The 23,955-nt window shown below is 34.5% G+C and carries 21 protein-coding genes, 2 tRNA genes and 1 pseudogene; 12 read left to right on the plus strand and 12 right to left on the minus strand.

Features of this window, described 5'->3' with window-relative positions:
- The first annotated feature begins 28 nt into the window (after positions 1-28).
- Entirely contained in the window at positions 29-1,627 is a 1,599-nt protein-coding gene (locus L0669_RS19500) for a DUF6377 domain-containing protein (RefSeq protein WP_173972480.1), read from the plus strand.
- A gap of 244 nt (positions 1,628-1,871) precedes the next feature.
- Here L0669_RS19500 and L0669_RS19505 read toward each other — a convergent pair whose 3' ends face one another.
- From L0669_RS19505 to L0669_RS19560, 12 genes are all read right to left on the minus strand, one after another.
- Positions 1,872-3,095 (minus strand): sterol desaturase family protein, encoded by a 1,224-nt coding sequence (locus tag L0669_RS19505; RefSeq protein WP_263759543.1) that lies wholly within the window; start codon positions 3,093-3,095, stop codon positions 1,872-1,874.
- 124 nt (positions 3,096-3,219) lie between these two features.
- The gene (locus L0669_RS19510) at positions 3,220-4,506 is read right to left on the minus strand and encodes a Glu/Leu/Phe/Val family dehydrogenase (RefSeq protein WP_263759544.1); all 1,287 of its coding nucleotides are present in this window, start codon (positions 4,504-4,506) and stop codon (positions 3,220-3,222) included.
- A gap of 456 nt (positions 4,507-4,962) precedes the next feature.
- Entirely contained in the window at positions 4,963-5,817 is an 855-nt protein-coding gene (locus tag L0669_RS19515) for a DMT family transporter (protein ID WP_263759545.1), read from the minus strand.
- A gap of 30 nt (positions 5,818-5,847) precedes the next feature.
- Complete coding sequence (locus tag L0669_RS19520; protein WP_263759546.1) at positions 5,848-7,167, minus strand: serine hydrolase; 1,320 nt, start codon at positions 7,165-7,167, stop codon at positions 5,848-5,850.
- 5 nt (positions 7,168-7,172) lie between these two features.
- On the minus strand, positions 7,173-7,610 hold the full coding sequence (locus tag L0669_RS19525) for a MarR family winged helix-turn-helix transcriptional regulator (protein WP_263759547.1): 438 nt from the start codon (positions 7,608-7,610) through the stop codon (positions 7,173-7,175).
- A gap of 184 nt (positions 7,611-7,794) precedes the next feature.
- Positions 7,795-8,388 (minus strand): 2OG-Fe(II) oxygenase, encoded by a 594-nt coding sequence (locus tag L0669_RS19530; RefSeq protein WP_263759549.1) that lies wholly within the window; start codon positions 8,386-8,388, stop codon positions 7,795-7,797.
- 394 nt (positions 8,389-8,782) lie between these two features.
- Positions 8,783-10,246 (minus strand): AAA family ATPase, encoded by a 1,464-nt coding sequence (locus tag L0669_RS19535; RefSeq protein WP_263759550.1) that lies wholly within the window; start codon positions 10,244-10,246, stop codon positions 8,783-8,785.
- Positions 10,247-10,691: 445 nt separating this feature from the next.
- Positions 10,692-11,810, minus strand: coding sequence for a vWA domain-containing protein (locus L0669_RS19540; protein WP_173970377.1), 1,119 nt, complete (start codon positions 11,808-11,810; stop codon positions 10,692-10,694).
- 106 nt (positions 11,811-11,916) lie between these two features.
- Positions 11,917-12,297, minus strand: a complete 381-nt coding sequence (locus L0669_RS19545) for a YchJ family protein (RefSeq protein WP_263759552.1) — start codon at positions 12,295-12,297, stop codon at positions 11,917-11,919.
- A complete protein-coding gene (locus L0669_RS19550; RefSeq protein WP_055091558.1) occupies positions 12,287-12,514 on the minus strand; it encodes a hypothetical protein in 228 nt (75 codons plus the stop codon). Before L0669_RS19550 ends, L0669_RS19545 begins: the two co-directional genes overlap by 11 nt.
- Before the next feature lie 223 nt (positions 12,515-12,737).
- On the minus strand, positions 12,738-12,887 hold the full coding sequence (locus tag L0669_RS19555) for a hypothetical protein (RefSeq protein WP_099708336.1): 150 nt from the start codon (positions 12,885-12,887) through the stop codon (positions 12,738-12,740).
- A complete protein-coding gene (locus L0669_RS19560) occupies positions 12,887-13,429 on the minus strand; it encodes a hypothetical protein (protein ID WP_263759554.1) in 543 nt (180 codons plus the stop codon). Before L0669_RS19560 ends, L0669_RS19555 begins: the two co-directional genes overlap by 1 nt.
- Before the next feature lie 87 nt (positions 13,430-13,516).
- On the opposite strand from L0669_RS19560, the gene L0669_RS19565 reads away from it, so the two are divergent.
- The 11 genes and pseudogenes from L0669_RS19565 (at position 13,517) to mgtA (ending at position 23,945) form a co-directional block, all read left to right on the plus strand.
- Complete coding sequence (locus L0669_RS19565; RefSeq protein WP_055091562.1) at positions 13,517-13,768, plus strand: hypothetical protein; 252 nt, start codon at positions 13,517-13,519, stop codon at positions 13,766-13,768.
- A gap of 609 nt (positions 13,769-14,377) precedes the next feature.
- Positions 14,378-14,818, plus strand: coding sequence for a KTSC domain-containing protein (locus tag L0669_RS19570; RefSeq protein ID WP_056253960.1), 441 nt, complete (start codon positions 14,378-14,380; stop codon positions 14,816-14,818).
- Positions 14,819-15,077: 259 nt separating this feature from the next.
- Positions 15,078-15,839, plus strand: coding sequence for a DUF4369 domain-containing protein (locus tag L0669_RS19575; protein ID WP_263759556.1), 762 nt, complete (start codon positions 15,078-15,080; stop codon positions 15,837-15,839).
- Positions 15,840-15,857: 18 nt separating this feature from the next.
- Positions 15,858-16,244: pseudogene (locus tag L0669_RS23720) on the plus strand (peroxiredoxin family protein); the annotation flags it as partial.
- A 549-nt stretch (positions 16,245-16,793) separates the two neighbouring features.
- Positions 16,794-16,877, plus strand: a tRNA-Tyr gene (locus L0669_RS19580).
- A 269-nt stretch (positions 16,878-17,146) separates the two neighbouring features.
- Positions 17,147-17,227, plus strand: a tRNA-Tyr gene (locus L0669_RS19585).
- A gap of 143 nt (positions 17,228-17,370) precedes the next feature.
- Complete coding sequence (locus L0669_RS19590) at positions 17,371-18,054, plus strand: response regulator transcription factor (protein WP_173968814.1); 684 nt, start codon at positions 17,371-17,373, stop codon at positions 18,052-18,054.
- A complete protein-coding gene (locus tag L0669_RS19595; RefSeq protein WP_263759557.1) occupies positions 18,051-19,418 on the plus strand; it encodes an ATP-binding protein in 1,368 nt (455 codons plus the stop codon). The genes L0669_RS19590 and L0669_RS19595 overlap by 4 nt, the downstream gene beginning before the upstream one ends.
- A 542-nt stretch (positions 19,419-19,960) precedes the next feature.
- The gene (locus L0669_RS19600; protein ID WP_263759560.1) at positions 19,961-20,671 is read left to right on the plus strand and encodes an MgtC/SapB family protein; all 711 of its coding nucleotides are present in this window, start codon (positions 19,961-19,963) and stop codon (positions 20,669-20,671) included.
- A gap of 2 nt (positions 20,672-20,673) precedes the next feature.
- A complete protein-coding gene (locus L0669_RS19605; protein ID WP_263759561.1) occupies positions 20,674-21,234 on the plus strand; it encodes a manganese efflux pump in 561 nt (186 codons plus the stop codon).
- An 11-nt stretch (positions 21,235-21,245) separates the two neighbouring features.
- Positions 21,246-23,945 carry a magnesium-translocating P-type ATPase gene (gene mgtA / locus L0669_RS19610; RefSeq protein WP_263759562.1) on the plus strand — a complete coding sequence of 900 codons (2,700 nt, stop codon included), beginning with the start codon at positions 21,246-21,248 and terminating at the stop codon, positions 23,943-23,945.
- Positions 23,946-23,955 lie beyond the last annotated feature (10 nt).

The following is a 23,955-nucleotide window of genomic DNA, read 5'->3' on the forward strand; positions in this document are numbered from 1 at the left end:
TTTTTACCCCCTAAACCAAACCAAAAACATGCGAAGAATTGTAATTCTATATTTTTTCATTGCAGGTTTTTCTCTCTCTGCGAAAGAGACAAATCCTGTTTTAGAAGAATTAGATAAAGTGCTCCTTAAAAAGGAAATCTATTTAAAACAGAAGTATCGTAAAATTGAAGCTTTAAAGAAAAACGTTTCTAAGTTTACTTTAAGCCAGAACAACGAGCAACTTTACGATAACTATATGCTGTTGTTTGAAGAATACAAATCATTTAAATACGACTCAGCTTATTATTATTTAGAGCAGGCCAAGATCAAAGCCATTGTGCTTAAAGATCCAGTGTATTTGGCTAAAAGCCGAATTAAAGAAGGTTTTGTATTACTTTCTTCAGGTCTTTTTAAAGAAGCGATTGATACCCTGAATGTTATTGATGATAAAAAACTCGATCAAAGAAATAAGTTTGAGTTTTACTCTATAAAAGCGCGTGCTTATTATGATCTGGCCGATTATAATAAAGATCAGCGTTTTAATATTCATTATGTACAACAAGGAAATCATTTCCTGAAAAAGGCTTTAGAATTAATAGGAACCAATACCAATGAATATTGGGCCGCAGAAAGTCTGAAACGCTTAAAACAACAAGATTGGCGTGGTGCCGAATTTGCGTTTAGCTACTGGATTAATAACTACAAACTACCGCCTGACTATTACGGTATTGCCACCTCGAGTCTGGGATATATTTATTCTGAAAGAGGATATACAAAAAAAGCGATATATTACCTGGCTTTGGCGGCTATTGCCGATGTTAAAAATGCTACGAAAGAAACTGTTGCGCTTAGAAATCTGGCCAACGAACTCTTTAAAATGGGTTATCTCGACAAGGCAAATGAGTACATTAACATTGCCATGGATGATGCTACTTTCTATAATGCCCGACACCGAAAAATCGAAATTTCGTCGATATTGCCTATTATCGAAAAAGCGCAATTGAACAATGTAAAAGAAAAAAATGATAAACTCGAAAGGATTATTATTCTCCTGACAATACTTACGGTCATTATTATTTTATTCTCGATTATCATTTTCAAACAATTAAAAGAACGAAATAAAGCCAGAAAAATAATGGCTTCATCTTATGCACAGCTTCAGGAAATGAATATTAGTCTGAGCGAAGCCAATGCTATTAAAGAGGAATACATTACTTATTTTATTAAAGCAACTTCGGCTTTCATTAATAAAATAGATCATATACAAAAAAGTACGCTTCATAAAATCATTACAAAGAAAACTGATGAAGTTATTGCGAGTTTAAAACGCTATAATGTAAAAGAGGAACGCGAGAATCTTTTTCACCAATTTGATGAAATCTTCCTGAAGTTATTCCCCACTTTTGTGACCGATTTTAATCATTTGTTTCCTAATGATCATAAATGCGTGGTTAAGAAAGGAGAACTTTTAAACACAGAACTCCGCATTTTTGCTTTGTACCGATTAGGAATTCAGGACAGTAACCAAATGGCAGAATTCCTGGAACTTTCTGTAGCTACAATCTATACGTATAAAACCAGAATTAAAAGCAAATCAGATTTTAAGGATACTTTTGAAGAGAAGATTATGGCGATTAAAACGATCTAAGTTTTTTGCCCACGGATTTAACGGGTTAGAACTGATGTACACGAATTTTTTGTGTGGAGTGTTGATTCAAAAAGTTAGCCACGAATTACACAAATTTTCACGAATTCTTTTTTATCAATTTAGAGCATAAAAAATTAGTGAAAATTTGTGTAATTCGTGGCTATTTTACTTCTATACCTAACAGATAAAAAAAATAAAAAAATCTGTGACGATCCGTTTAATCTGCATAATCTGTGGCCTATTTTTACTCTGATGTTTCTAATTGAAGAATCACGTTTTGATATCTTGTACTTAACGAAAATAACTGCTCAGCAAAAATCATAATGGCAAGCGGAATAAAGAAAAACGATATCAGGTTTTCTACATATAATAAATACGTTGTAAACATAAAAATACGGGCGTATTCAAGATAATACATCCATTTTCGCTGTTCTAACAATGCACCACAATTGACTAATGTTATCAGAATAATCGAAAGCACAAAAACCTTATCCACAGCATTTAAAAACTCAAAATAGTACGTAAAAACCGTTAGGAATAAAGTACAAACCCCTAACTGAATATAAAGGTAATTCTTAAATCGAAGTCGTTGATGCGGATTGGCTTTGTCTTGCAGAAAACGTTTTTCAAGCGTTGGGCGAATATCCTGATCCATGTGAGCGGGACTTCCAAAAACGGCTTTCCATTTTGCCTTAAAACCTTCAGAACGTTTCCATAATTCGTAGATTTCAAAATAATAATGAAAGTGTTGCCAGAGGAAACTATAACTTTTTAGCGGATGCGTTAATCCGTATTTTGGTTTTTCTTCTTCTTCCTGAAAAGTTCCAAAAAGACGGTCCCAAAAGGTAAACATATCGCCATAATTTTTATCTAAATATTTCTCATCAGAGGCGTGATGCACGCCGTGAACAGATGGTGTTACAAAAACATATTCCAGCCATTTTACACGTCCGATAAGTTGTGTATGCGTAAAAAAAGAATACGCTCCGTGAACAATAAGCATCGTAATTACCATTGAAGGATGAAACCCAACCAACGGAAGTACGCACCAAAATCCGGTTCGCACGACGGCCTGAAAAGTGGTAATTCTGGCTGCTGCCGTAAAATTAAATTCTTCGCTATGATGATGCACGATATGCGCTGCCCAGAAAAAATTGACTTCATGACCTAATCTGTGGTACCAATACCAGACAAAATCGGTCGCGAGAATTAGGGCAATCCAAACAAAAACATTGCTTGGGATATCTAAAATTCTGTAATTGTCATATATCAGATAATACAATTGGTAGAAACTTGCGGCTATAAACAAATTGATTAATCGCTCAGCAATACCAATGCTAATATTAGACACTGAACTTTCGTAATTAAAAATTTCCGGTCTCTTTTTGCGTTGCGCTAATTTATATTCTAAGAATAAGAATAGAAAAAAAGCAGGCATTGCAAAAGCTAGAAAATTAATATGTTTCATTTTAAAAATTCCTTTTTTGATTCGTTAAAAACTTAAAACAAAGATATTTTCATCGATTAATACCTTCTCTTTTGAAAATAATATTAATCAATGAAAACAGTCTTTATATTCTAAAACCTAATTTTTAATTCTGTTTGAACTTTGGCGTATCTACCGCCACTTCTTTTACAGATTGTGTATCGGCTACTTTTTGCAACGCAATAATATAAGCTGCAATTCGTGGCGTAACATTATATTTAGCTGCGATTCTAAAAACGGTTTCGAAACCTTTTTCTAAGATATCTTCTAAACGTGTATTGATCTGGTGAATTCTCCAGGATTCTAAAAGCGAATTCTGTAACCATTCAAAATAAGAAACCGTTACTCCGCCAGCATTGGCTAAAATGTCCGGAACCACCAATACATTGTTATTGTGCAATATTGCATCAGCATCAGACGAAACGGGTCCGTTTGCACCTTCAATGATAATTTTTGCGCGGATGTCATTGGCATTTTTTTGCGTGATAACATCTTCTTTGGCAGCAGGAATCAAGACATCTACATCTAACAATAATAGTTCTTCATGTTTAATGGCAACTGAGTTTGGATATCCCTTAATGCTTTTATTGTTTAGATTATAATACAAGATTAATTCCGGAATATTCAATCCTTCTGGATTATAAAAAGCTTCAGAAACATCACTAACAGCGACCACTTTTAGTCCTTTTTCGAACAAAAACAAAGCTGAATGCAATCCTACATTACCAAAGCCCTGAATCGCAACTGTAGATCTTGCCGGTCTTAATTTTAATTTTTGAAGTGCCAATAATGTAATAATGCTTACACCTCTTCCCGTTGCTTCTACTCTGCCTAAAGATCCTCCTGAATGCAAATGTTTTCCGGTTACAACCGCATGAATAGTTTTGCCATGTACTAATGAAAATTCATCCATTAACCAGCCCATTTCGTCAGGTCCTGTTCCCATATCTGGCGCAGGAACATCTTTTTCAGGTCCGAAAATATCTGCTAAAGCTTTAGTGTAGGCTCTGGTAATTTTCTCCAACTCTGCTTTAGAAAGTGTTCTAGGATCACAAATGATTCCTCCTTTTGCTCCTCCAAACGGAATTCCGGTAACGGCCGATTTCCAGGTCATCCAGGCTGCAAGTGCTTTTACTTCATCAAGGTTTACGGCTGTATCATAACGAATTCCCCCTTTTGACGGCCCTAAAGCGGTATTGTGGATTACGCGATAACCTTCAAAATTTTGCTCTCTGCCATTGTCTAAAGTAATCGAGAAATTAACGACAATTTGTTTTTCAGGTCGTTGTAGTTTCTGCCTGATAGATTCATCTAAATTTAGAATATCAGCAGCGATATTAAAACGATCAATCATAGATTGAAACGGATTCTGTTTAATTAATTCTGTACTCATAATAGTATGTCTTTTAAATTTGGGTTTATTTTATTTAGAAATTGATTCACTTAAAGGCTTTCCCGATTACTACAAAAGCCCTTTGCTCTTGCTAACAACAACATGGAATTTTCATTAAACAGCATTGCATCATAATGTTTGTATTTCTATTTGATCTCATTTTATTGATTTTTTAATAGTTCTAAAAAAAAGCCTTTCATGGTGCATGAAAGGCTAAAAAAAAAAATAACTAACAAGTATCTCTCTATTAACGCCATTTCATCGCATCGTTTGACATGCAACACATCGTGAAGCTGCACATAAACGGGATGATATATAGACTATAGTTTTTCATTGTTGTGACAAATTTATAAATTATATTTATAAATTCTATAGAATTAGTCGAGTTTATTTTAATTATTATTAAAAACAACCCTAAATAAGCTGTAAACTAACGAATTAAAACTTAAAAATAAATTATTTAAATTGAGAAATAACGATAAAAACGATCGAAATCAGGGCTAAAAAGATTCCGATAAAATTAATTTTGGATAATTTTTCCTTGAAAAAAAGCAGACCAACAATACTTCCTAAAACAATAACTCCCATATTCATTCCGGCAAAAACCGTCGAAGGATTTTCGGCAAAAGCCTTATGTGCTTTTAAGTAAAACAGAATATTTCCGAAATTAAAGATCCCTACCAAAGCTCCAAAAAGAATGTTCTTCGATTCTAATTTTACGTTTTTAACCCCTATTTGATAAATAGCAATTAAAATTGCCATCGATAAAGCAATACAAAAAACGACAAATAAAGAAGTTGGATAAGGCAAAGTTGTGTAAAGAGCCACTTGTTTAAAAAGAATATCAATTATTCCAAAACCAATTAACACGGCGGCCGGAAAAAACCATTTGTTCTGAGAGTTTTCAGACTGTTTTCTTAATATGAATAAAAGAGCCAAAAAGCCTATAACAATTCCAATAACTTTATAAGAATTAAACTCTTCCTTAAAAATAAGCCAGGCTGCTAAAATGGGTATAAACAAAGACAAACGTTGTGCCGCATCGGTTTTTACGATGCCCATATGTTTTATCGAAGCCACCAGAGAAAGAAAAACAAAAGGTAATAAAACCCCAATGGCAATGTATAGGCTCCAGGGTGCATTTCCGTCAACTTCTGCCAGATTTGGGCTATACGAAAAATAACAAAGTGCTAAAGCTACAGCATAATTAAAAGCAACAATTTGAGTTGGATTACCATTGTATTTTCGGGTTATCTTGAAAATAACTCCAACAATCACGCTGCACAAAATGCTTAAAACAAGAAACAACATAGGTTTAAATTTTGAGCACAAAAATAGTACTTAAACTCCTTTGATTTTATTTTTCATCTCTTTTATTCCTGCTTTTTTAATTTCTATCTGCGTAATTTTTCCTTTTTTATTTTTAATAAATTCTAATGTAGTATTGTGATTGTCTGAACGAAAAAACTTTGTCTGAGATTCCGGCAACAATTCAATATTATAATCTGTATAATACAACTTATTATCCTTTTTCAGGATTTTGATATTTTCATAATCCCCAACATATTGATCGTAAATTTTAGGATCTATGGCCAACTGAATGTGTTTGTACGGAAGCTCTACTTCTTTCCCGAAACATATTCTGGCAAGACCATAAGCGATATAATACGATTTAGATTGATTGTTAGATAAAACCGTAATCAAAATTTTATCATTAGTAAATTTATTAAACGAAGTCATGGCTCCCAGAAAACCTCCATCATGCGCAATAAGCTGATGATTTTGATTGTAAAACGGATTGATAATTATTCCAAAACCAAAATTTTCTTCATTATACGAGGTAAACATCTTTTTCTTAGACTCTTCTGATAATAAAGTTTGACTTTCGAAAAGCGCTTTGTTCCATAAATCTAAATCTTCAACGGTCGAATATACACCATCATGCCCAACATTAAAATTCCAGTTGATGTATGGATTTTTTACTAATTTATCATTGTCAAAGTAATAACGCTGTGTCAATTTGTCGACTATTGCATCATTACTCGAAACACCAGAATTGTACATTTTTGCCTTATCAAATACATTTTGCTTTAAATATGCTGAATACGATTGCCCCGATACTTTCTCGATCACGCGCGCCAATAAATAATAGCCAATGTTACTATACGCTGTGCCGGTTCCGGGTTCAAACAACAAAGGCTTTTTTGCCAGATAAGTACAAACAGAATCTTTATCAAGATCTGTTTTTGTTAAATACAGTTCATCAAAATCCATATTAAGACCTGAATTGTGTGTTAACATCATTTTTAAAGTAATCTTATCTCCTTTAGGAAAACCTATAAAATACTTACTCAGAGGATCTTCTAATGACAGTTTATTGTTTTCTGCCAATTGCAAAATGGCAACAGCAGTAAATTGCTTTGAAACCGAGGCCAAACTAAATTTCGAATCTATGACATTTTTTACCTTCCATTCATAATCAGCAAAACCATATGCTTTTTTAAATAGTACCGAATCGTTTTTAGAAACCAAAACGGTACCGCTAAAATCATTAATAGCAAATTGAGCATCCATGTATTGTTCTAATTTTGTACTAATGTCTTTTTGTGAATATCCAAAAGTAAATACCAACAATACAATTAAGGTTAATCCTGACTTCATGCTTATTATTTTTTACAATTAATGATGATTTTATTGAGTGTCTTGTCAAGCAATGCAATTTCTTCTAATGATAAACCGTCAAGCGCAGTTTGTCTGTTTTCTTTAATAACCGGCTGTATTAATTCGAGTGTTTTAAGCCCTTTACTGGTAACTTCAAGATTAAATTTTCTACGATCTTCATGATGAATTGTTCGGTTTAGATATTCTTTTTTAACCATCAATTCGATCATTCTGGTGATCGATGCGTTATCTTTAAAAACAAGACTCGCCAATTCGTTTTGAGCAATATCCTTATTATCGTGAAGTATAATTAATATCAAACACTGATCTACGGTGATATCTTTTACGACTTTGCTAATATTTTTTTGTGCCAGTTTTCGATATTCCTTTATTGCTTTTTCTATTGAATACAAAGCAGTTCCGGTTGGGTTTTCAAGTTTCATATCTTTTTGTTTGATGCAAATATAATTGATATATCAATATAAATTAAAAATAAATAGCCATTTTGTAAAAAAAAATCTTTGCGTAAACTAAAAATGAGAATTTGACCGCAATCGATAACTATCGGGATTACGGTTAAACTCTCATTTTTCTATATTCTATACTATATATTCTATATTCTAAAAACTAATCACTTTTCAACCACCCTGTAATACTCATTCGTGTATTTTGAGTAACCAATACTTCATGAACCAGTTCATTACTCTTAAAGAAAACCGTCTTCCCCTGAGTAGGCGCTATTTTTTGATTGTTATTTTCCTGATGAATCATTAATTCTCCTCCGTCGCTTTCCTGCCACTTACTATTAAGATAACTGATCATCGAATATTTCCGACTTGGATTATTTTTAAACTGATCTAAATGTTTCAAATAAAAATCTCCGGTTTCGTATAGCGAATAATGAAATTCATACCCCGTGATTCCCGCATAACAACTCTGATTGAGATAAATAATAAAAGCATCGATTTGAGCAAAGAACTCATTTTCGAATACATTATTATGCTTTTTATCTAACCAATAAATAGAATCGCTTCTTATCGCTCCGTCGTAAGACAGTTTCTCAGAATTGCCTATTCCGGCAGTTTGCAACAAACTTTGCTGATTTAAATCAAGTAAATTTTGCTTGAGATGATTCGCTAATTCAGGGCTTAAAAAATGTTCCGATATTCCTACTTTGCTCTCAATATAACTCGCAATCAAATCTTCGAAACCATTTTCCATTTTTGTTTTGGGAAAAACTGCAAATACAGCCAACGGAGCAAGGTAGATGAAATAAAAATGGTAATGCGTTTATTTTTAACAAATAAAAAATGAGAATAATTAATCTTTGTCAAAGTTTGAAACTTTGACAAAGATAGTTGCGCATAAAAACAAGAAACCCGACAAGTTTGACGCAATATTGTCATTTCGACCGAAGAGAGAAATCACACTAGAAGCTCCGTCCCTAAAAATTTCAATCTTTGTCGAATTACGAGTGTGATTTCTCCTTACGTCGAAATGACAAACTCACGAAAAATTGAAAACTGAAATAAACAGAAAACCCGACAGGTTTTAAAAACCTGTCGGGTTTGAATTTTAGTATGCAAAAATTAATTTATAACTTATAATTCAAAATTTATAATTTACTTATATAACTTCCGTACATATCTTTAAACTGGTGCCCTTGCGCAAAACGATCTTTGCTTAATTTTTTATATTCAACCAATCCCCATAAAATAAATTCTTTCATAAAATACTGGTCTTTTTTATCTAACTGAGGCTGATACTTTTTTAGTAAAGTTTCCAGCGGCGTCACTTCATCTAAAATTGCCTTATAATCTTTATCCGAAGCGTCATCTAATAATTCGAAACCACTTTCGGCAAAGAACCATTCAATCAAATCAGAATATGGTGTTTTGGCATCTGGTTTTTCCAGTTTTTCTATTTTAGGCAAAAGCGTCGGGAATAATGTTCGAATTGCCGAACCAATTAAGTTTTGCGCCACAGCTGCCGCTCCCTCCTGCTCTCCTTCATAAACCAACTCAACTTTTCCGGTAATAGCAGGAATTATCCCGATGAAATCAGACAAGCGTAATGTTGTTTGATCCACTCCTGCTTTCAAAGCTCTGCGTTCTGCCGTACTCATTAAATTCTCAAAAGCAGTAATACTCATTCTCGCACTTACACCACTTTTATTGTCGATGTATTCGCTGTCACGAGCCTCAAAACTTATTTGTTCTAATATATCTTTGGCTAAACTTGGTACATACACCAATCTGTGTTGCGTTTCATCCAGCTTTGCTTCCTGTTCTGTAATCGTTCTGGCAATCGCAACACTTTCAGGATAATGCGTCAGGATTTGAGAACCAATTCTGTCCTTCAATGGCGTTACAATACTACCACGATTCGTATAATCTTCCGGATTTGCTGTAAATATAAATTGCATATCCAAAGGCATTCTCAACTTAAATCCTCTAATCTGAATATCGCCTTCCTGCAAAATATTAAATAAAGCCACCTGAATTCTGGCCTGTAAATCAGGTAATTCGTTGATGACAAAAATACAACGATTCGCTCTCGGAATCATCCCGAAATGTATCACGCGGTCATCAGCATATGATAATTTAAGATTTGCCGCTTTTATTGGGTCAACATCACCAATTAAATCTGCAACGGTCACATCCGGAGTCGCTAATTTCTCAAAGAAGCGCTCACTTCTATGCAACCACGAAATTGGAGTTTCATCACCTTTTTCAGCAATGATATCTTTTGCAAAACGCGAAATCGGATTCAACGGATCGTCATTGATTTCAGAACCCGCTACAAACGGAATATACTCGTCTAACAACTCAACCATTTTACGAGCCAAACGCGTTTTTGCCTGACCACGAAGTCCTAACAAATTAATATTATGACGAGACAAAATAGCGCGTTCCAACTCCGGAATTACGGTATTCTCGAAACCGTGAACACCCTCAAAAACCGGTTTCCCCGATTTAATTTTCTCCCGAAGATTATTTCGCAATTCGTCTTTGATACTTATACTTTTATATCCTGAGGCTTTTAATTGTCCTAATGTGTTTATATTATTTATTTCCATTTTTATTGAAATATCTATTTTGTTATATTTTTATTCTGTTCGACGCATTTCTCTACGCCTCTGCGATATGCTTATAAAATATTCTGTCAAATGAATATCTATTTGGGCGTGCCAGCATTTAAAAAAGGGCCTAATCTACTTTGCGCTCACGAGGCCCTTTCTTAAATACTGTCGGGCTATCCATGCTACTTCGGTAGCTTACTCCTATCCCTCACGCAACCCGCGTATTCAATAGCATTTTATTTTCAAATTTTGAGTTTATTAGATCTAAGAAGATCATAAAAACCTGTTAGATCTTTAATCAATCTTTGGTCAGACGCACTGCTGTGCGTCTCTACGATATGCGTTGTGTATGCGTTCTCTAAAAATTTATTTCCAAATCATCATTTTCAATAGACGCACTGCTGTGCGCCTCTACAATGAAGACTGAGACTGGGACTGAAAACTACCTAACTCTTTTCTTCCTATTTGTTTCATAATCTTCAAAAATCATTTCCCCCAAACCTTTAAGTCCGGTATAAAATGCTTTTCCCTGATTTGCTTCGGTAAAATGATTTACAAAACGCTGCAAATACGGATCATTTGCAATCATAAAAGTCGTAATCGGAATATGTAATTTTCTGGCTTGTTGCGCCTGAGTATAACATTTGTCTACGATATACTCGTCAAGTCCGTTACTGTTCATATAATATGAACCGTCACGTTCGCGAACGCAACTAGGTTTTCCGTCGGTAATCATGAAAATTTGCTTGTTGGTATTTCGTTTTCTGCGCAAAATATCCATTGCCAATTGAAGTCCCGCAACTGTATTCGTATGATACGGACCCACTTGCAAATACGGTAAATCTTTAATCGGGATTGTCCATGCATCGTTTCCGAAAACCAAAATATCAAGCGTGTCTTTTGGATAACGTGTTGTGATTAATTCGGCCAAAGCCATCGCAACTTTTTTGGCAGGAGTGATTCTGTCTTCACCATATAAGATCATACTATGGCTGATATCGATCATCAAAACCGTACTCATTTGGGCTTTGTATTGCGTTTCTTCGACAACCAGATCATTTTCGGTCAGCATGAAACTTTCTACTCCGTTATTGATTTGAGCATTTCGTAAACTTTCTGTCAGCGAAATACGTTCTAAACCATCTCCAAAATTAAATTCGCGAAATTCTCCCGTATGTTCATCTCCATTTCCGGCATGTTTTGTTTTGTGATTTCCAGTTCCGGAACGTTTTAAATTTCCGAAAATCTGATCTAAGGCTTGTTGCCTGATGGCGCGTTCTGTTTTAGCAGTGATTCCAAAACCTCCCGTTCCATCCTCTTTAACCTCGTCTTTTATGTAACCTTTCTTTTTTAAATCTTCGATAAAATCATCGATTGTGTAGTTTTCGTCGGTCAGTTTATATTCTTTGTCCAACTCCCGAAGCCAGTCTATAGCTTCATCAAAATCGCCCGAAGTATGGGTGATTAGCTCTTTGAAAATACCAAAAAGTTTTTCAAACGGAGACTGAAATGGGGCTTCGTACGACTTAAAATAAAAACCTTTTTTAAATTCGTTTTTCATAATTCTAAAATTACGCTATTTTAGAATTACGAAAAAAGAAACGTTTATTAATTTTTAGTTAAAGTATTTCAATAAAATCAATCAAAATTGGTAAGAAGTATATTAATTATTCAAACTTTCCGTCAACATAATACCAGGTATAATTTTCGAATTTAAAAGTCGAAAACTCATAATGAACCTGCGGCTGATGGTTTGAATCCAGAAAATAAGCTTTAAACTCGACTGTGGTATCGGTAAAACTTAAGATCTCTAGTTTTTGCCATTTGTTGCTTGTCGCCCACTTTAAAATTTCTGTTTTCGAATAATAATTTCGTTCAGAAACATAAGTGGTTTCTAAAAGATAATCGGCATTATGTATTGCATAAGCCGAATATCTCGAACGCATTAAAGCCAATGCTGTTGGCGCTTTTTGATTGTTTTCAAGATACAATCCACAGCAATCTTTAAACAGCAAACCGGTATCGCAAAAGCATTTTTTATTCTCCATCAACTTGCTCTTCGCCGTTAATCTTAACGTGTAACTGATTCAATAAAACCTGATATCTGCTTATCTCTCTTAAATCTTCGTCTTCTTCGGCATGATCTAACATTTCGTCTAAAGTTTCGTTTACTTCAAGCAATTTGTTATTGGCTTCTCTATCGTTTTTTGCAGCAATTAAATCTATAATTTCCTGTACACTTACTTTTAAATCTTCGAATTTCATATTTTTTGTTTTTTTTATTTCAGGTTTCACGTTTCAAGTTGAAATGAGAATTTTACCGCAAAGTTCGCAAAGTTTTTTTTTAAATATCTAAGGCTAAAAAAAGTTCGCAAAGCTTTGCGAACTTTGCGTATCCCGATAGCTATCGGGATTGCTTACTTTGCGGTAAAATTCACGTTCCTGCTTTCAAGTTTCAAGTTACTTCGTTCGAAAACCTGAAACTTTTTTATTTCTCTTCCTTTTTGTCTTCGTTGAACTTTTTAATAATTTCTTTTAGCTTTTCTTTTCTTGCAATTTCAGCCTGCTTTACTTTGTTTTGGGCTTTGTGCAATTTGTCGTTGTGCTTTTTGATGTTTCTTTCGTTGTTGCGTCCCATTATATTTCTCTTTTAATTTCGTCTAAAGTTTTCTCGGTAAAAATCAATTCGGTGATGATTTGTTGTCTTAAATCATCGATATCTTCATAATCAAAATGCTTTGCCCATGAAGTTAATTGCTGCAGATTTCTGATTTGTTTAATTCGTTTGGTGGTTTCAAAACTGGTTCTTAAAACAGGTTTACCATCATAATCAGGATTCATTTTATGTTGATAGGTTACGGTATTATTATCAAAATCGGCCTGAATATAATACAGTTTTTCTTCGGCATTATCAGGATAGAACTCGTTCCAGGCTGCAAAACCTATTTTAGTTTTCGACGGAGTTTCCGGTTCCATCGCTACTAAACGCCATTTGCTGTTGGCCAATCTTCCCCAATGATTCGAAACGCGATACATTCCGGCTTCGGTATAATAATAGGTACTTCCGGCTTTGCTTTCAAACTGTTTCTTTAAACCTTCGATTTCATTTGAAAGTACTTCATGAAAAACACAAAATGTATTTTTGAATGAATTAGGATGTGGCTTGAAGTTTTTTTGCATGTGCAAATATACTGAGATTGTAAAGAACTCCCTAAAACAAACATAAATTGATTAACTTTGTACCTTCAATTTTAAAATAAAAAAGTCATGTCTAAAGATTCACAAGAAAAAATGTTGCAAAAAGGGGTTTATACAGGCATCATGGAGAAAGATGAAAACAACAATTATTTTTGTGGTGAATATCTTTTAGATTATAAAATCGCACATGCTAATCATACTTTAGGTGAATTGATTACAATTAAATCTGTAATCGAAAATCCAAGTGATATTAGTTATGATAAGTATCCTAAGAAGTCAAAGAACTTTCATAAGGCTAATCAAAAATCTGAGGATAAATAATATTTGTTTCAGGTTTCGGGTTGAAATGAGAATTTAACCGCAATCCCGATAGCTATCGGGAGATAAGATTTACGCGAAGTTCGCAAAGTTTTTATTTTAAAGCTTTGCGAATTTTTGTTTTATTAAATTTCGTAAATAAAAACTTTGCATCTCTGCGTCTTTGCGTGATTAAATTTTAAGCCTTATTAAACATAGCAATTAGAATTTCGCGCAAAGACGCAAAGTCGCAAAGCTGATTAATAGAAAGCTTTGTGAACTCTGTTTTTTTTTAAAGCTATACATAAAAAACTTTGTGTGCTCTGTTGTAAACACCTATTAAAACTAAACATTTCACAAAGACCAATGCCCTAGCCCCGATAGAAGTGGAAATCCTTTTATACTGGGGTTCAGCATAAAAGATTGAAACGGATAGCGGGAAGTAGCTCCTTATTATTTTCAAACAAAGAGTAAACCTTGTTGTTAGCATTCAGAATCAATATTTTAGATATTTTTCGAATATTTTTTGGTTCAAAAGTAAAAAGTTAAAAAAAAGTGTACCTTTGCAAAAAATTTGTCTTTTTGAACAATTAATTTCAATTTCAAACTAATAGACAAGTAGTTACCTTATTTATGAAAAAAATAGTTGAATACCGCAAGTTACTAAACGTAGACAAGACTGCAGAGTTAAAAGATTTAAAAACAATCTATCGTAATGCGATGAAAGAAGCTCATCCTGATAAATTTCAAGGTGATGATGCAGGTTTGAAAGAAGCAGAAGAGAAAAGTAAGGCTATCATTGAGGCTTATCACTTTTTGGTAAGTATTAATCCTGAAACGATTAAGGCAAATTTACCGGAATACACAGAGACTATCGCAACTTCATCAATTACTGATTATAAATTTGTTGAAGGTCGTTTGATCATCGATTTTTCTAACGGAAGTGTTTACGAATACATTAGTGTTCCTAAAGCTACTTACGTGAAAATGGTAAATGCTGATTCTCCTGGAAGATTCGCAAAAAGACACATTCTTAACTCTTTTACCTGGAGAAAGAAAACAAATCAAGAATAGATTTATACCCAAATATTTACAAAAGCACTCCCTTATAAGAGTGCTTTTTTTATGCACAAAAATCAAAAAATTATCTATTTAGATTCATAATAATAATATAATTAAGAGTTTTGAATCAAATCAGGCCAACAAACACGCTGATTACATGATAATTACACTAAAAAAAACTATAACAAAATTTTAGGTTACAAAATTCTGTAAGTTTTATAATTTTAGATACTTTTGTTGCACAAATCAATTAACTAATTAATTTTTTATAATGAAAAAAATACTTTTTTTACTAACCGCTTCTGTAGCGATTATTTCATGCAGCAAAGTTAAAGACGGAGAATACCTAATTACAGGAACTGCAACAGGTATTGAAAACGGAAAAACAATCATTCTTCAAGGTCAGGACCCAACTACTAAAATGGCAGTGGCGCTTGATACAGTAAAAGTTGAAAACGGAAAATTCGAAATAAAAGGAAAAGTAACTGAACCAGCTTTTCATACTTTAATTCTTCAAGGTGCTAACGGACCAATTCCTTTTATCTTAGAGACAGGAGAAATCGCTATTACAATTGATAAAGATAGTATTCATAAATCTAAAATTTCTGGAACTTACAACAATGAGGAGTACGTGAAATTTAATGAGGATTTAAACAAAACTCAAAAAAGCTTAATTGACTTTCAGAAAAAGAATACTCAAAAAATGCAACAAGCTCAACAAGCTCAGGATACAGCAACTATCAATGGCTTGATGAAACAATACATGACATTGCAAACTGAAGTTCAGGCAAATACGAAAAAAAAATATATTGCTTACGCTGAAACTCACCCAAAAGCACTTATCTCTGCTTTGATCATTCAAAGTATGATTGCTGATCCAAGTGCAGATATTAAAAAGACTGAAAGCTTATACAACTCTTTAGATGAGTCTTTGAAAAACAGTACTACTGGAAAAGAAATTAAAACTAAATTAGGTCAGGCTCAATTACCTGCAGTTGGTGCGTCAGCAGCTCCTGTTGGTAGCCCTAACTGAAGAGCAGATTTTTCAGCTCCTAATCCGGAAGGAAAAGTAGTTTCGCTTAAAGAAAGTTTAGGTAAAGTTACTATTGTAGATTTCTGGGCTTCATGGTGTGGACCATGCAGAAAGGAAAACCCTAATGTTGTAGCGATATATAAAGAACTACACTCAAAAGGATTAAATATTATTGGTGTTTCGTTAGATAAAGAAAAAAGCAAGTGGACTGAAGCTATCGCAAAAGATGGTTTAACATGGACACACGTTTCTAACCTTAAATTCTGGGAAGAGCCAATCGCAAAACAATACGGAGTAGAATCTATTCCGGCAACTTTTATTCTTGATGCTTCAGGAAAAGTAGTTGCTCAAGACTTAAGAGGTCCTGAATTGGAAGCAAAAATATTAGAGCTTTTAGCTAAATAATACCATTATCAGAATATAAAAAAATCTCCCTCGTGGAGATTTTTTTTTGCTTTTATGTTTCGGGAGATAAAAAGTCGGGAATGCTAATTTTAAAAGCCCTTTTATAAAGAATTACGCCTAAAAGACCATCTAACTCATTATTGTTTAAGACAAAGAAAGGACGGCCTTAAAAAGAAGCCCGATTCAAAAAACTTTATTTCTGGTTTATTTTCTAGATTAAACTTTAAAAAAAATAGGCATTAAATATTTAGAATTTGAATTTGTTTCGCCTATTTTCATTCTCAAAACATCAGGAAAAATAGTTGTTTATGACTAAAAAGGTTTTAAATTGAAATATAAAACAACTTACAATACCTAAGAATAATCCTATTTTTAAAATAATCTAAAAAAAACTTACGTTTGAATGTTTTTTATTTTATTCAATTCCAACGAATTAAAAAATAACTTTAAAATAACGCTAAATTAAGTTCATTTTTTGTTTGCCAACATTAAAAACGTTCCTATATTTGCAACCGCTTAGAAAAACAAAGCGCTATAATACAAAGCTTCGGGGAGATACTCAAGCGGCCAACGAGGGCAGACTGTAAATCTGCTGTGTGAACTTCGCAGGTTCGAATCCTGCTCTCCCCACCAAAAAAGTCCTAATGAAAATTAGGACTTTTTTTTATGTTTAAATCAAAGTAGTTTCAAATACACTAAAATTCTCTAACGAATTATTCAGTGAACTATTATTTTTCTTCTGCTCTACTTGGTAGATTTATTTCTAAAGACTTTTTTTTCAGGTGTATAAATATAACTTTAAAATAACTTAAAATTAAGTTGATTTTTTGTTTGTAAACATGAAAAAACGTTCCTATATTTGCAACCGCTTAGAAAAACAAAGCGCAACAATACAAAGCTTCGGGGAGATACTCAAGCGGCCAACGAGGGCAGACTGTAAATCTGCTGTGTGAACTTCGCAGGTTCGAATCCTGCTCTCCCCACAAAAAGTCCTAATGAAAATTAGGACTTTTTTTATGGATAAATTTTAAAGTTGATAATTCTAAAGTTGTTCATAATTCTTCCCCCTCAATTATTAATTAATTTTCTCCTGATAATATACATTCAATATTATAACTTTGTAGAGATGAAAATTTTAATAGTAGAAGACGACCAAAGAGTAGCCGAGTTGATCCAAAGAGGACTCCATGAACATGGATTTTCTCCTACGGTCGCTTATGATGGCCTTTCAGGAAAAAAATTGGCCCTTAATAATCAATACGATCTGGTTATTACAGATATTATTTTACCCAAACTCGACGGCTTGGATTTATGCAAAGAACTGCGCCAGATAAAACCGGATCTCCCTATAATTATGCTGACTGCCTTGGGCTCAACAGATGATAAAGTAGAAGGATTTGACGCTGGTGCCGATGATTATCTCACAAAGCCTTTTGAAATGAGAGAGCTTCTCGTTCGCATTAGGGCTTTATTAAAACGAAGCAATAACGGCACTGCCAATACCTCAGGATTTATTCTGAAATACGATGATCTCGAAATGAATCTACAGACTAAAAGTGTCAAACGAAATGAGGTTGAAATAAATCTTACTCCCAAAGAATTCAAACTTTTAGAATATATGCTCCAAAATCAGGAACGTGTTTTATCGCGCACAGAAATTGCCGAAAAAGTATGGGATACACTTTTTGATACTGGAACCAATTTTATAGATGTTTATATTAATTATCTGAGAAAGAAAATCGATAAGGATTACGATAAAAAACTCATCCATACCCGTTCAGGAATGGGATTTATTTTGAAAGCAGAATGAAAATCAGAACCAGGCTGACTATATTATTTACCCTCGTTACTGCCACTATTTTATTGGTGTTTGCTGCTATTATCATATATTCTGCCAAAGAAAACAGGGAAAGAGAGTTTTATGCCCTGCTGAAAAAAGAGGCCATTACCAAAGCAAATCTAATCTTAAATGCCGAAATAGACAGCAAAACGCTGCAAGACATCTACAGAAACAACCGAGCAACACTAAATGAAGTCGAAGTTGCCATTTACAATCCTTCATTTAAACTTTTATACCATGATGCTGTTGATATAGATGTGGTAAAAGAAACCAAACCCATGATCGATGAAATCGCTAAAAAAGGCGAAATACAATTCTATCAAAAAGAATGGCAGGTTATAGGAACCACGTATCAATTTGAAGGGAAAAAATATATCATTACCGCTGCTGCTTACGATGGTTTTGGATATGTAAAAATCTACAACCTTATCGAAACCTGTATTGTTGTCTTTATCATTTCTATTTTGGTTCTTTTTATGGCGGGTCGTTTTTTCTCAAAACAAGCCTTTGAACCCATTGTTAACATGACCGATAAGGCAAAAATGATTTCGGCTACAAACCTTGATCTTCGACTGGATACTAACGAAAGTAAAGATGAAATCTCGGAGCTGGCCTCGACATTTAATGAAATGCTGAACCGACTCGAGAATTCTTTTGATTCGCAGAAACATTTTGTTTCTAACATTTCGCACGAATTACGAACGCCTCTTTCGGCCATTATTGCTGAACTTGAGCTTTCGACTCATAAAGAACGTAATGTAGAGGAATATAAAACAGTTATCCTAAACACTTTACAGGACGCCAAAAAACTGGCAAAACTCTCTAATAGTTTACTGGATTTGGCTAAAGCAAATTACGATCCCTCTGAAATTGCGTTTAAACAGGTTCGCATCGACGAAGTGTTACTAGATGCACGCCAGCAGGTTCAGAAATCAAATCCGAATTACAATATTGCCATTCATTTTGAAAATGATTTTGAAGATGATAATCAGATTTCGGTCAATGCAAACGAATATCTGCTGAAAGTCGCATTTGTGAATTTGTTTGAAAACGGCTGTAAATTTTCTGATGATAAGCAGAGTCTTGTCTCCATTTCATTTGAAAAAAATAAAATCAAACTTAACTTTTCTGATAACGGAATCGGAATTTCAACAGAAGAATTAGAATATATTTTCACTCCATTTTACAGAGGCTCAAACAAAACTCACGCCGACGGAAATGGTATTGGACTTTCGTTAACAAAGAAAATTATTCAGCTTCATAAAGGAACAATTTCTGTTTCTTCAAAGAAAAATGAAGGAACAACTTTTACCGTACAATTCAATTCGCTTTAGTTTCTATGCTCCAGCGGAGCATAATATTTATAGCAAATTATACACCCCGTGATTTTAAGCTCCGTAGGAGCGATATATATTGTTCGAAAATATGCCGCTCCTCTGGAGCTTTTATGCATGAAAATAAATTGTGCTATAAATATTATGCTCCTCCGGAGCTTTCTTTTCTTTCCTCTATTCTCTTTCTTCTCTATTCTCTTTCTTCTCTTTTCTCTTTCTTCTCTTTTCTCTTTCTTCTCTTTTCTCTTTCTTCTCTTTTCTCTTTCCTCTATTCTCTTTCTTCTATTTTCTCACCTCTCATTTACTATCATTTTCAACCTGTTTTTCTGATACAAAAACAACTTGAATTTCTTTCTAATGAAATTCTAATTTTTTTCTAAAACATCTCTAATGGCCTTTTCTTTAAGGCTGGTCTAATTTTGCACCGTGGTTATGAAACAGTACTCGCCGTTGTTTTTATATCATCAGAAATTAAAGCGAAAAAGACAATTACCCGGTTTTCAAAAATACTGAAACCCGATTAGAAGAAAAGGAGGCATACCATGATTACAACTTACGAATTTACAACCCGCATTGCACTTGCAGCAAGTTTAGGAGCAGCAATAGGAATCGAAAGACAATGGCGTCAGAAAAATGCCGGACTGCGTACCAACACCCTTGTTTCTCTTGGATCTACTGCTTTTATTCTGCTTTCTGTTTCATTGGGTAATGGAGCAGATCCAAGCAGAGTGGCCGCACAAATCGTTTCCGGAATTGGTTTTCTGGGAGCAGGAGTTATCATGAAAGACGGATTAAGCGTTCAGGGATTAAACACTGCCGCAACCATTTGGTGTTCAGCAGCAGTAGGATCTCTTACCGGAATTGGTTTGTACGGCGAAGCCATTATAGTAAGCGCCGCGGTTATGATTACACATGTGCTGCTTCGTCCGCTAGGCTTAACACTAAACCGATTACAGTCTTTAAAATCTTTTAATACTCCAACCGATTATCTCTTTACCATAAAATGTAAAACAGAGGTCGAAAATCATCTCCGAGTAATGTTGATGCAGCATTTAGGCAACGAAGATTCACTGCTTTTAAAATCACTGACAAGCGATGACAATGATGATCCTTCAACAGCGATCATAACCGCAGAGATAAAGGCCATTACGTCTCAGGATAGTCTTATGGAAAAAATGGCCAGCCGCTTAACTATTGAAGAAAAAGTTACAAAAGTGAGCTGGGAAATTATGGGAACTCAAACAGATCTTTAATCATGACATTATCCATTTCTATTGCAGTTTTTTTAATCACTTTAGGGATTACTGCAGATAATTTGCTGCTGTCTAAAATGAGTGTGAATACGATTGCTTTTAGCAAATCAAAAAAAGCAGTTCTGTTACAGCTTGTCTTGTTTACCATACAATTACAAGTTATAAAATACGGGTATTGGACTGCAGCATTAGTAACCAGCAGTATAAAAAATCAGGACAAATGGATTGCCTTAACCATGCTGTTTTCGATAGCCGTTAAGATGATTCAGGAATTTAAAATAAAAGTAATACGAAACCATAAAACCTTTCCGGACTTAGACGACTTTTTAAACATAGCCCTTGCTTCATCAGTATATCTTTTTGTGCTGGGTTTTGCCTTAAGTCTCTTAAAGATTGAGCCGCTTACTATTTACAAAACCGTAATTCCATGTTTACTGTTTTTCCTTTTGATTGGCTGGTCTTTAAAATATTTCAATTCGGTTAAGGCCATTCAATTAATCAAAATTTCAGCCATAGTTATGATTTTCAGCGGAGTCATAATTTTTTTAATCAATACTATTTAATAATTACAACAATGAGTGCAAAAGAGAAAATTAAGCACCCCTTCTATTCCTTGACCAACAACGGAATGAACGAAGGAACGACTACAAAATTGCGAAACGCTTCCCGAAGCGATTCTAATTTTGTCTATGCTATGCTCGAGAGTTCAGAAGCAGGAATCAGCATGCCAACCTCAAACGAACGTATGAAAAAATACGGTCCCAATGAAGTACAGCATGATAAAGCACCCTCATGGCTAAAGCAATTATTTAAAGCTTTTATTAATCCGTTTATTTTCATCCTGCTGGTTATAGCCATCATATCTTTTGTTGTAGATGTCTGGCTTGCTGCACCGGGAGAGGCCGATTATAAAACCATTATTATGGTGGCAGTTATGGTGATTTTTAGTGCCTTGCTTCGGTTTTTTCAGGAGTTTAGAAGCAATCAGGCTGCAGATAAACTAAAAAGCATGGTGAAAACCACGGCCACAGTACTTCGAAAATTTATGGGCAAGAGAGAAATTGCCATGACAGAACTGGTTCCGGGAGACATTGTTTTCTTATCTGCCGGTGATATGGTGCCTGCTGACTGCCGTATTATGCAAAGTAAAGATTTATTCATAAGCGAATCGATGCTGACAGGAGAAGCTTTGCCGGTAGAAAAAACATTTCTGCCCATTCGCGATGCCGATACTAAACAACCTGTAGAACTCAATAATCTTTGTTTTATGGGAACCAATGTTGTAAGCGGTACTGCTATGGCAATTGTGGTGGCAACCGGAAACCGAACTTATTTTGGAAGCATCAGTAAAACTATTCTAGGTAACAGACCTGAAACTGCTTTTGATATCGGGATAAACAAAGTTAGTTATCTCTTGATTCGTTTCATGCTGGTTATGGTTCCTGTAATTTTTCTGGTAAATGGTTTCTTAAAAGGAGACTGGATGCAGGCTTTGTTATTTGCCATTGCCGTTGCGGTTGGATTAACTCCTGAAATGCTGCCTATGATTGTGACTGCCAATCTGGCCAAAGGCGCCATGAATATGAGCAAACATAAAGTGATTGTAAAACGTTTAAATGCCATTCAAAATATAGGTGCGATGGATATTCTTTGCACAGATAAAACGGGTACGTTAACTCTGGACAAAATTGTACTCGAAAAACATTTAAATGTTTTGGGAGCAGAAGACGACGAAGTTTTAAAATGGGCTTATTTGAATAGTTTTCATCAAACGGGATTAAAAAATATACTTGACAAAGCTGTTCTGGAGCATGTTGAACTTCATGATTATTTAAAAGTAGAAGAATACTTCATGAAAGTAGATGAAATTCCTTTTGATTTTCAACGCAGACGTATGTCGGTTATTTTGAAAATGAGAAACGGAAACCATCTTTTAATCTGCAAAGGTGCTGTCGAAGAAATTCTCGATTTGTGTTCTCACAGTTTCGATCCGGGCGAAGACAAAGAGCTTCACCTTGAAAACGACAAAGTAATCCCAATGGATAAAAAGATGCACAATACGGTTTTGCAGACTTCTAAAAAAATGAACGAAGAAGGCTTAAGAGTTTTATTAGTTGCTATAAGAGAGTTTGACGGAAAACATCCACTAACCTATTCTGTACAAGACGAAAACAATCTAACCTTAACTGGTTTCATAGGTTTTCTTGATCCTGCAAAACCATCGGCAAAACCAAGTATTGCAGCGCTTCAGGGATTAGGAATTGGAGTTAAAGTTCTTACCGGCGATAATGAAATCGTAACCAAAAAAATATGCAATGATGTTGGAATTCCGGTAAAAAACATTGTTCTGGGCACCGAGTTAGAAACCATGACACAGCAGGAACTTGCAGACCGTATTGATGATGTTTCCATTTTTGCCAAATTGAGTCCACTGCAAAAAGTAAGAGTTGTAAAAGCATTACGCGAAAAAGGACACACCGTTGGGTTTATGGGCGATGGTATAAATGATGCCGCTGCGCTTAAGGAAGCAGACGTAGGAATCAGCGTAGACACTGCTGTAGATATCGCCAAAGAAAGTGCCGATATCATTTTATTAGAAAAAGATTTAATGGTATTGCGCAAAGGCGTTATTTACGGACGTAGAACCTTTGGCAACATCATCAAATACATCAAAATGACCGCCAGCAGCAACTTTGGTAATATGTTCAGTATGCTTGGAGCAAGTGCCTTCCTGCCTTTTTTACCAATGCTTCCGGTACAATTATTAACTCAAAATTTATTATACGATATATCGCAAACCGCTATTCCGTGGGATAGAATGGACGAAGACTTTTTGAAAAAACCTAAAAAATGGGATGCTTCAAGTATCCAGAGATTTATGTTTTTCATAGGCCCAATCAGCTCCATTTTTGACTTTGCAACATTTGCTCTGATGTTCTTTTACTTCAAAGCAAACAGCCCGGAACTCCAATCGTTTTTTCAAAGCGGCTGGTTTATAGAAGGATTGCTTTCTCAAACATTGATTATACACATGATACGAACCAAAAAAATTCCATTTATACAAAGCTGGGCAGCAACACCTGTAGTAGCCTTAACAACATTAATAATGCTGGTGGGTATCGCGATTCCGTTTTCGCCATTGGCTCCAATGTTAAAAATGCAGCCGCTTCCATTAAGCTATTTCCCATTTTTATTTGGCATACTAACCTGCTATTGCCTGCTTACACAATTTGTTAAAACATGGTTTATCAAAAAATTCAATCAGTGGTTATAAAATTAAACGT

Origin of the sequence: Flavobacterium bizetiae, from assembly GCF_024271895.1 — a bacterium.
GTDB classification, from domain to species: Bacteria; Bacteroidota; Bacteroidia; order Flavobacteriales; family Flavobacteriaceae; genus Flavobacterium; species Flavobacterium bizetiae.

Coding starts and splice junctions, on each gene's coding strand:
- L0669_RS19500 (WP_173972480.1), top strand. CDS start 29: ATGCGAAGAATTGTAATTCTATATTTTTTCATTGCAGGTTTTTCTCTC.
- L0669_RS19550 (WP_055091558.1), bottom strand. CDS start 12,514: ATGAAATTCGAAGATTTAAAAGTAAGTGTACAGGAAATTATAGATTTA.
- L0669_RS19605 (WP_263759561.1), top strand. CDS start 20,674: ATGACATTATCCATTTCTATTGCAGTTTTTTTAATCACTTTAGGGATT.
- L0669_RS19530 (WP_263759549.1), bottom strand. CDS start 8,388: ATGGAAAATGGTTTCGAAGATTTGATTGCGAGTTATATTGAGAGCAAA.
- L0669_RS19575 (WP_263759556.1), top strand. CDS start 15,078: ATGAAAAAAATACTTTTTTTACTAACCGCTTCTGTAGCGATTATTTCA.
- L0669_RS19560 (WP_263759554.1), bottom strand. CDS start 13,429: ATGCAAAAAAACTTCAAGCCACATCCTAATTCATTCAAAAATACATTT.
- L0669_RS19520 (WP_263759546.1), bottom strand. CDS start 7,167: ATGAAGTCAGGATTAACCTTAATTGTATTGTTGGTATTTACTTTTGGA.
- L0669_RS19545 (WP_263759552.1), bottom strand. CDS start 12,297: ATGGAGAATAAAAAATGCTTTTGCGATACCGGTTTGCTGTTTAAAGAT.
- L0669_RS19555 (WP_099708336.1), bottom strand. CDS start 12,887: ATGGGACGCAACAACGAAAGAAACATCAAAAAGCACAACGACAAATTG.
- L0669_RS19590 (WP_173968814.1), top strand. CDS start 17,371: ATGAAAATTTTAATAGTAGAAGACGACCAAAGAGTAGCCGAGTTGATC.
- L0669_RS19510 (WP_263759544.1), bottom strand. CDS start 4,506: ATGAGTACAGAATTAATTAAACAGAATCCGTTTCAATCTATGATTGAT.
- L0669_RS19525 (WP_263759547.1), bottom strand. CDS start 7,610: ATGAAACTTGAAAACCCAACCGGAACTGCTTTGTATTCAATAGAAAAA.
- L0669_RS19565 (WP_055091562.1), top strand. CDS start 13,517: ATGTCTAAAGATTCACAAGAAAAAATGTTGCAAAAAGGGGTTTATACA.
- L0669_RS19540 (WP_173970377.1), bottom strand. CDS start 11,810: ATGAAAAACGAATTTAAAAAAGGTTTTTATTTTAAGTCGTACGAAGCC.
- L0669_RS19535 (WP_263759550.1), bottom strand. CDS start 10,246: ATGGAAATAAATAATATAAACACATTAGGACAATTAAAAGCCTCAGGA.
- mgtA (WP_263759562.1), top strand. CDS start 21,246: ATGAGTGCAAAAGAGAAAATTAAGCACCCCTTCTATTCCTTGACCAAC.
- L0669_RS19505 (WP_263759543.1), bottom strand. CDS start 3,095: ATGAAACATATTAATTTTCTAGCTTTTGCAATGCCTGCTTTTTTTCTA.
- L0669_RS19515 (WP_263759545.1), bottom strand. CDS start 5,817: ATGTTGTTTCTTGTTTTAAGCATTTTGTGCAGCGTGATTGTTGGAGTT.
- L0669_RS19595 (WP_263759557.1), top strand. CDS start 18,051: ATGAAAATCAGAACCAGGCTGACTATATTATTTACCCTCGTTACTGCC.
- L0669_RS19570 (WP_056253960.1), top strand. CDS start 14,378: ATGAAAAAAATAGTTGAATACCGCAAGTTACTAAACGTAGACAAGACT.
- L0669_RS19600 (WP_263759560.1), top strand. CDS start 19,961: ATGATTACAACTTACGAATTTACAACCCGCATTGCACTTGCAGCAAGT.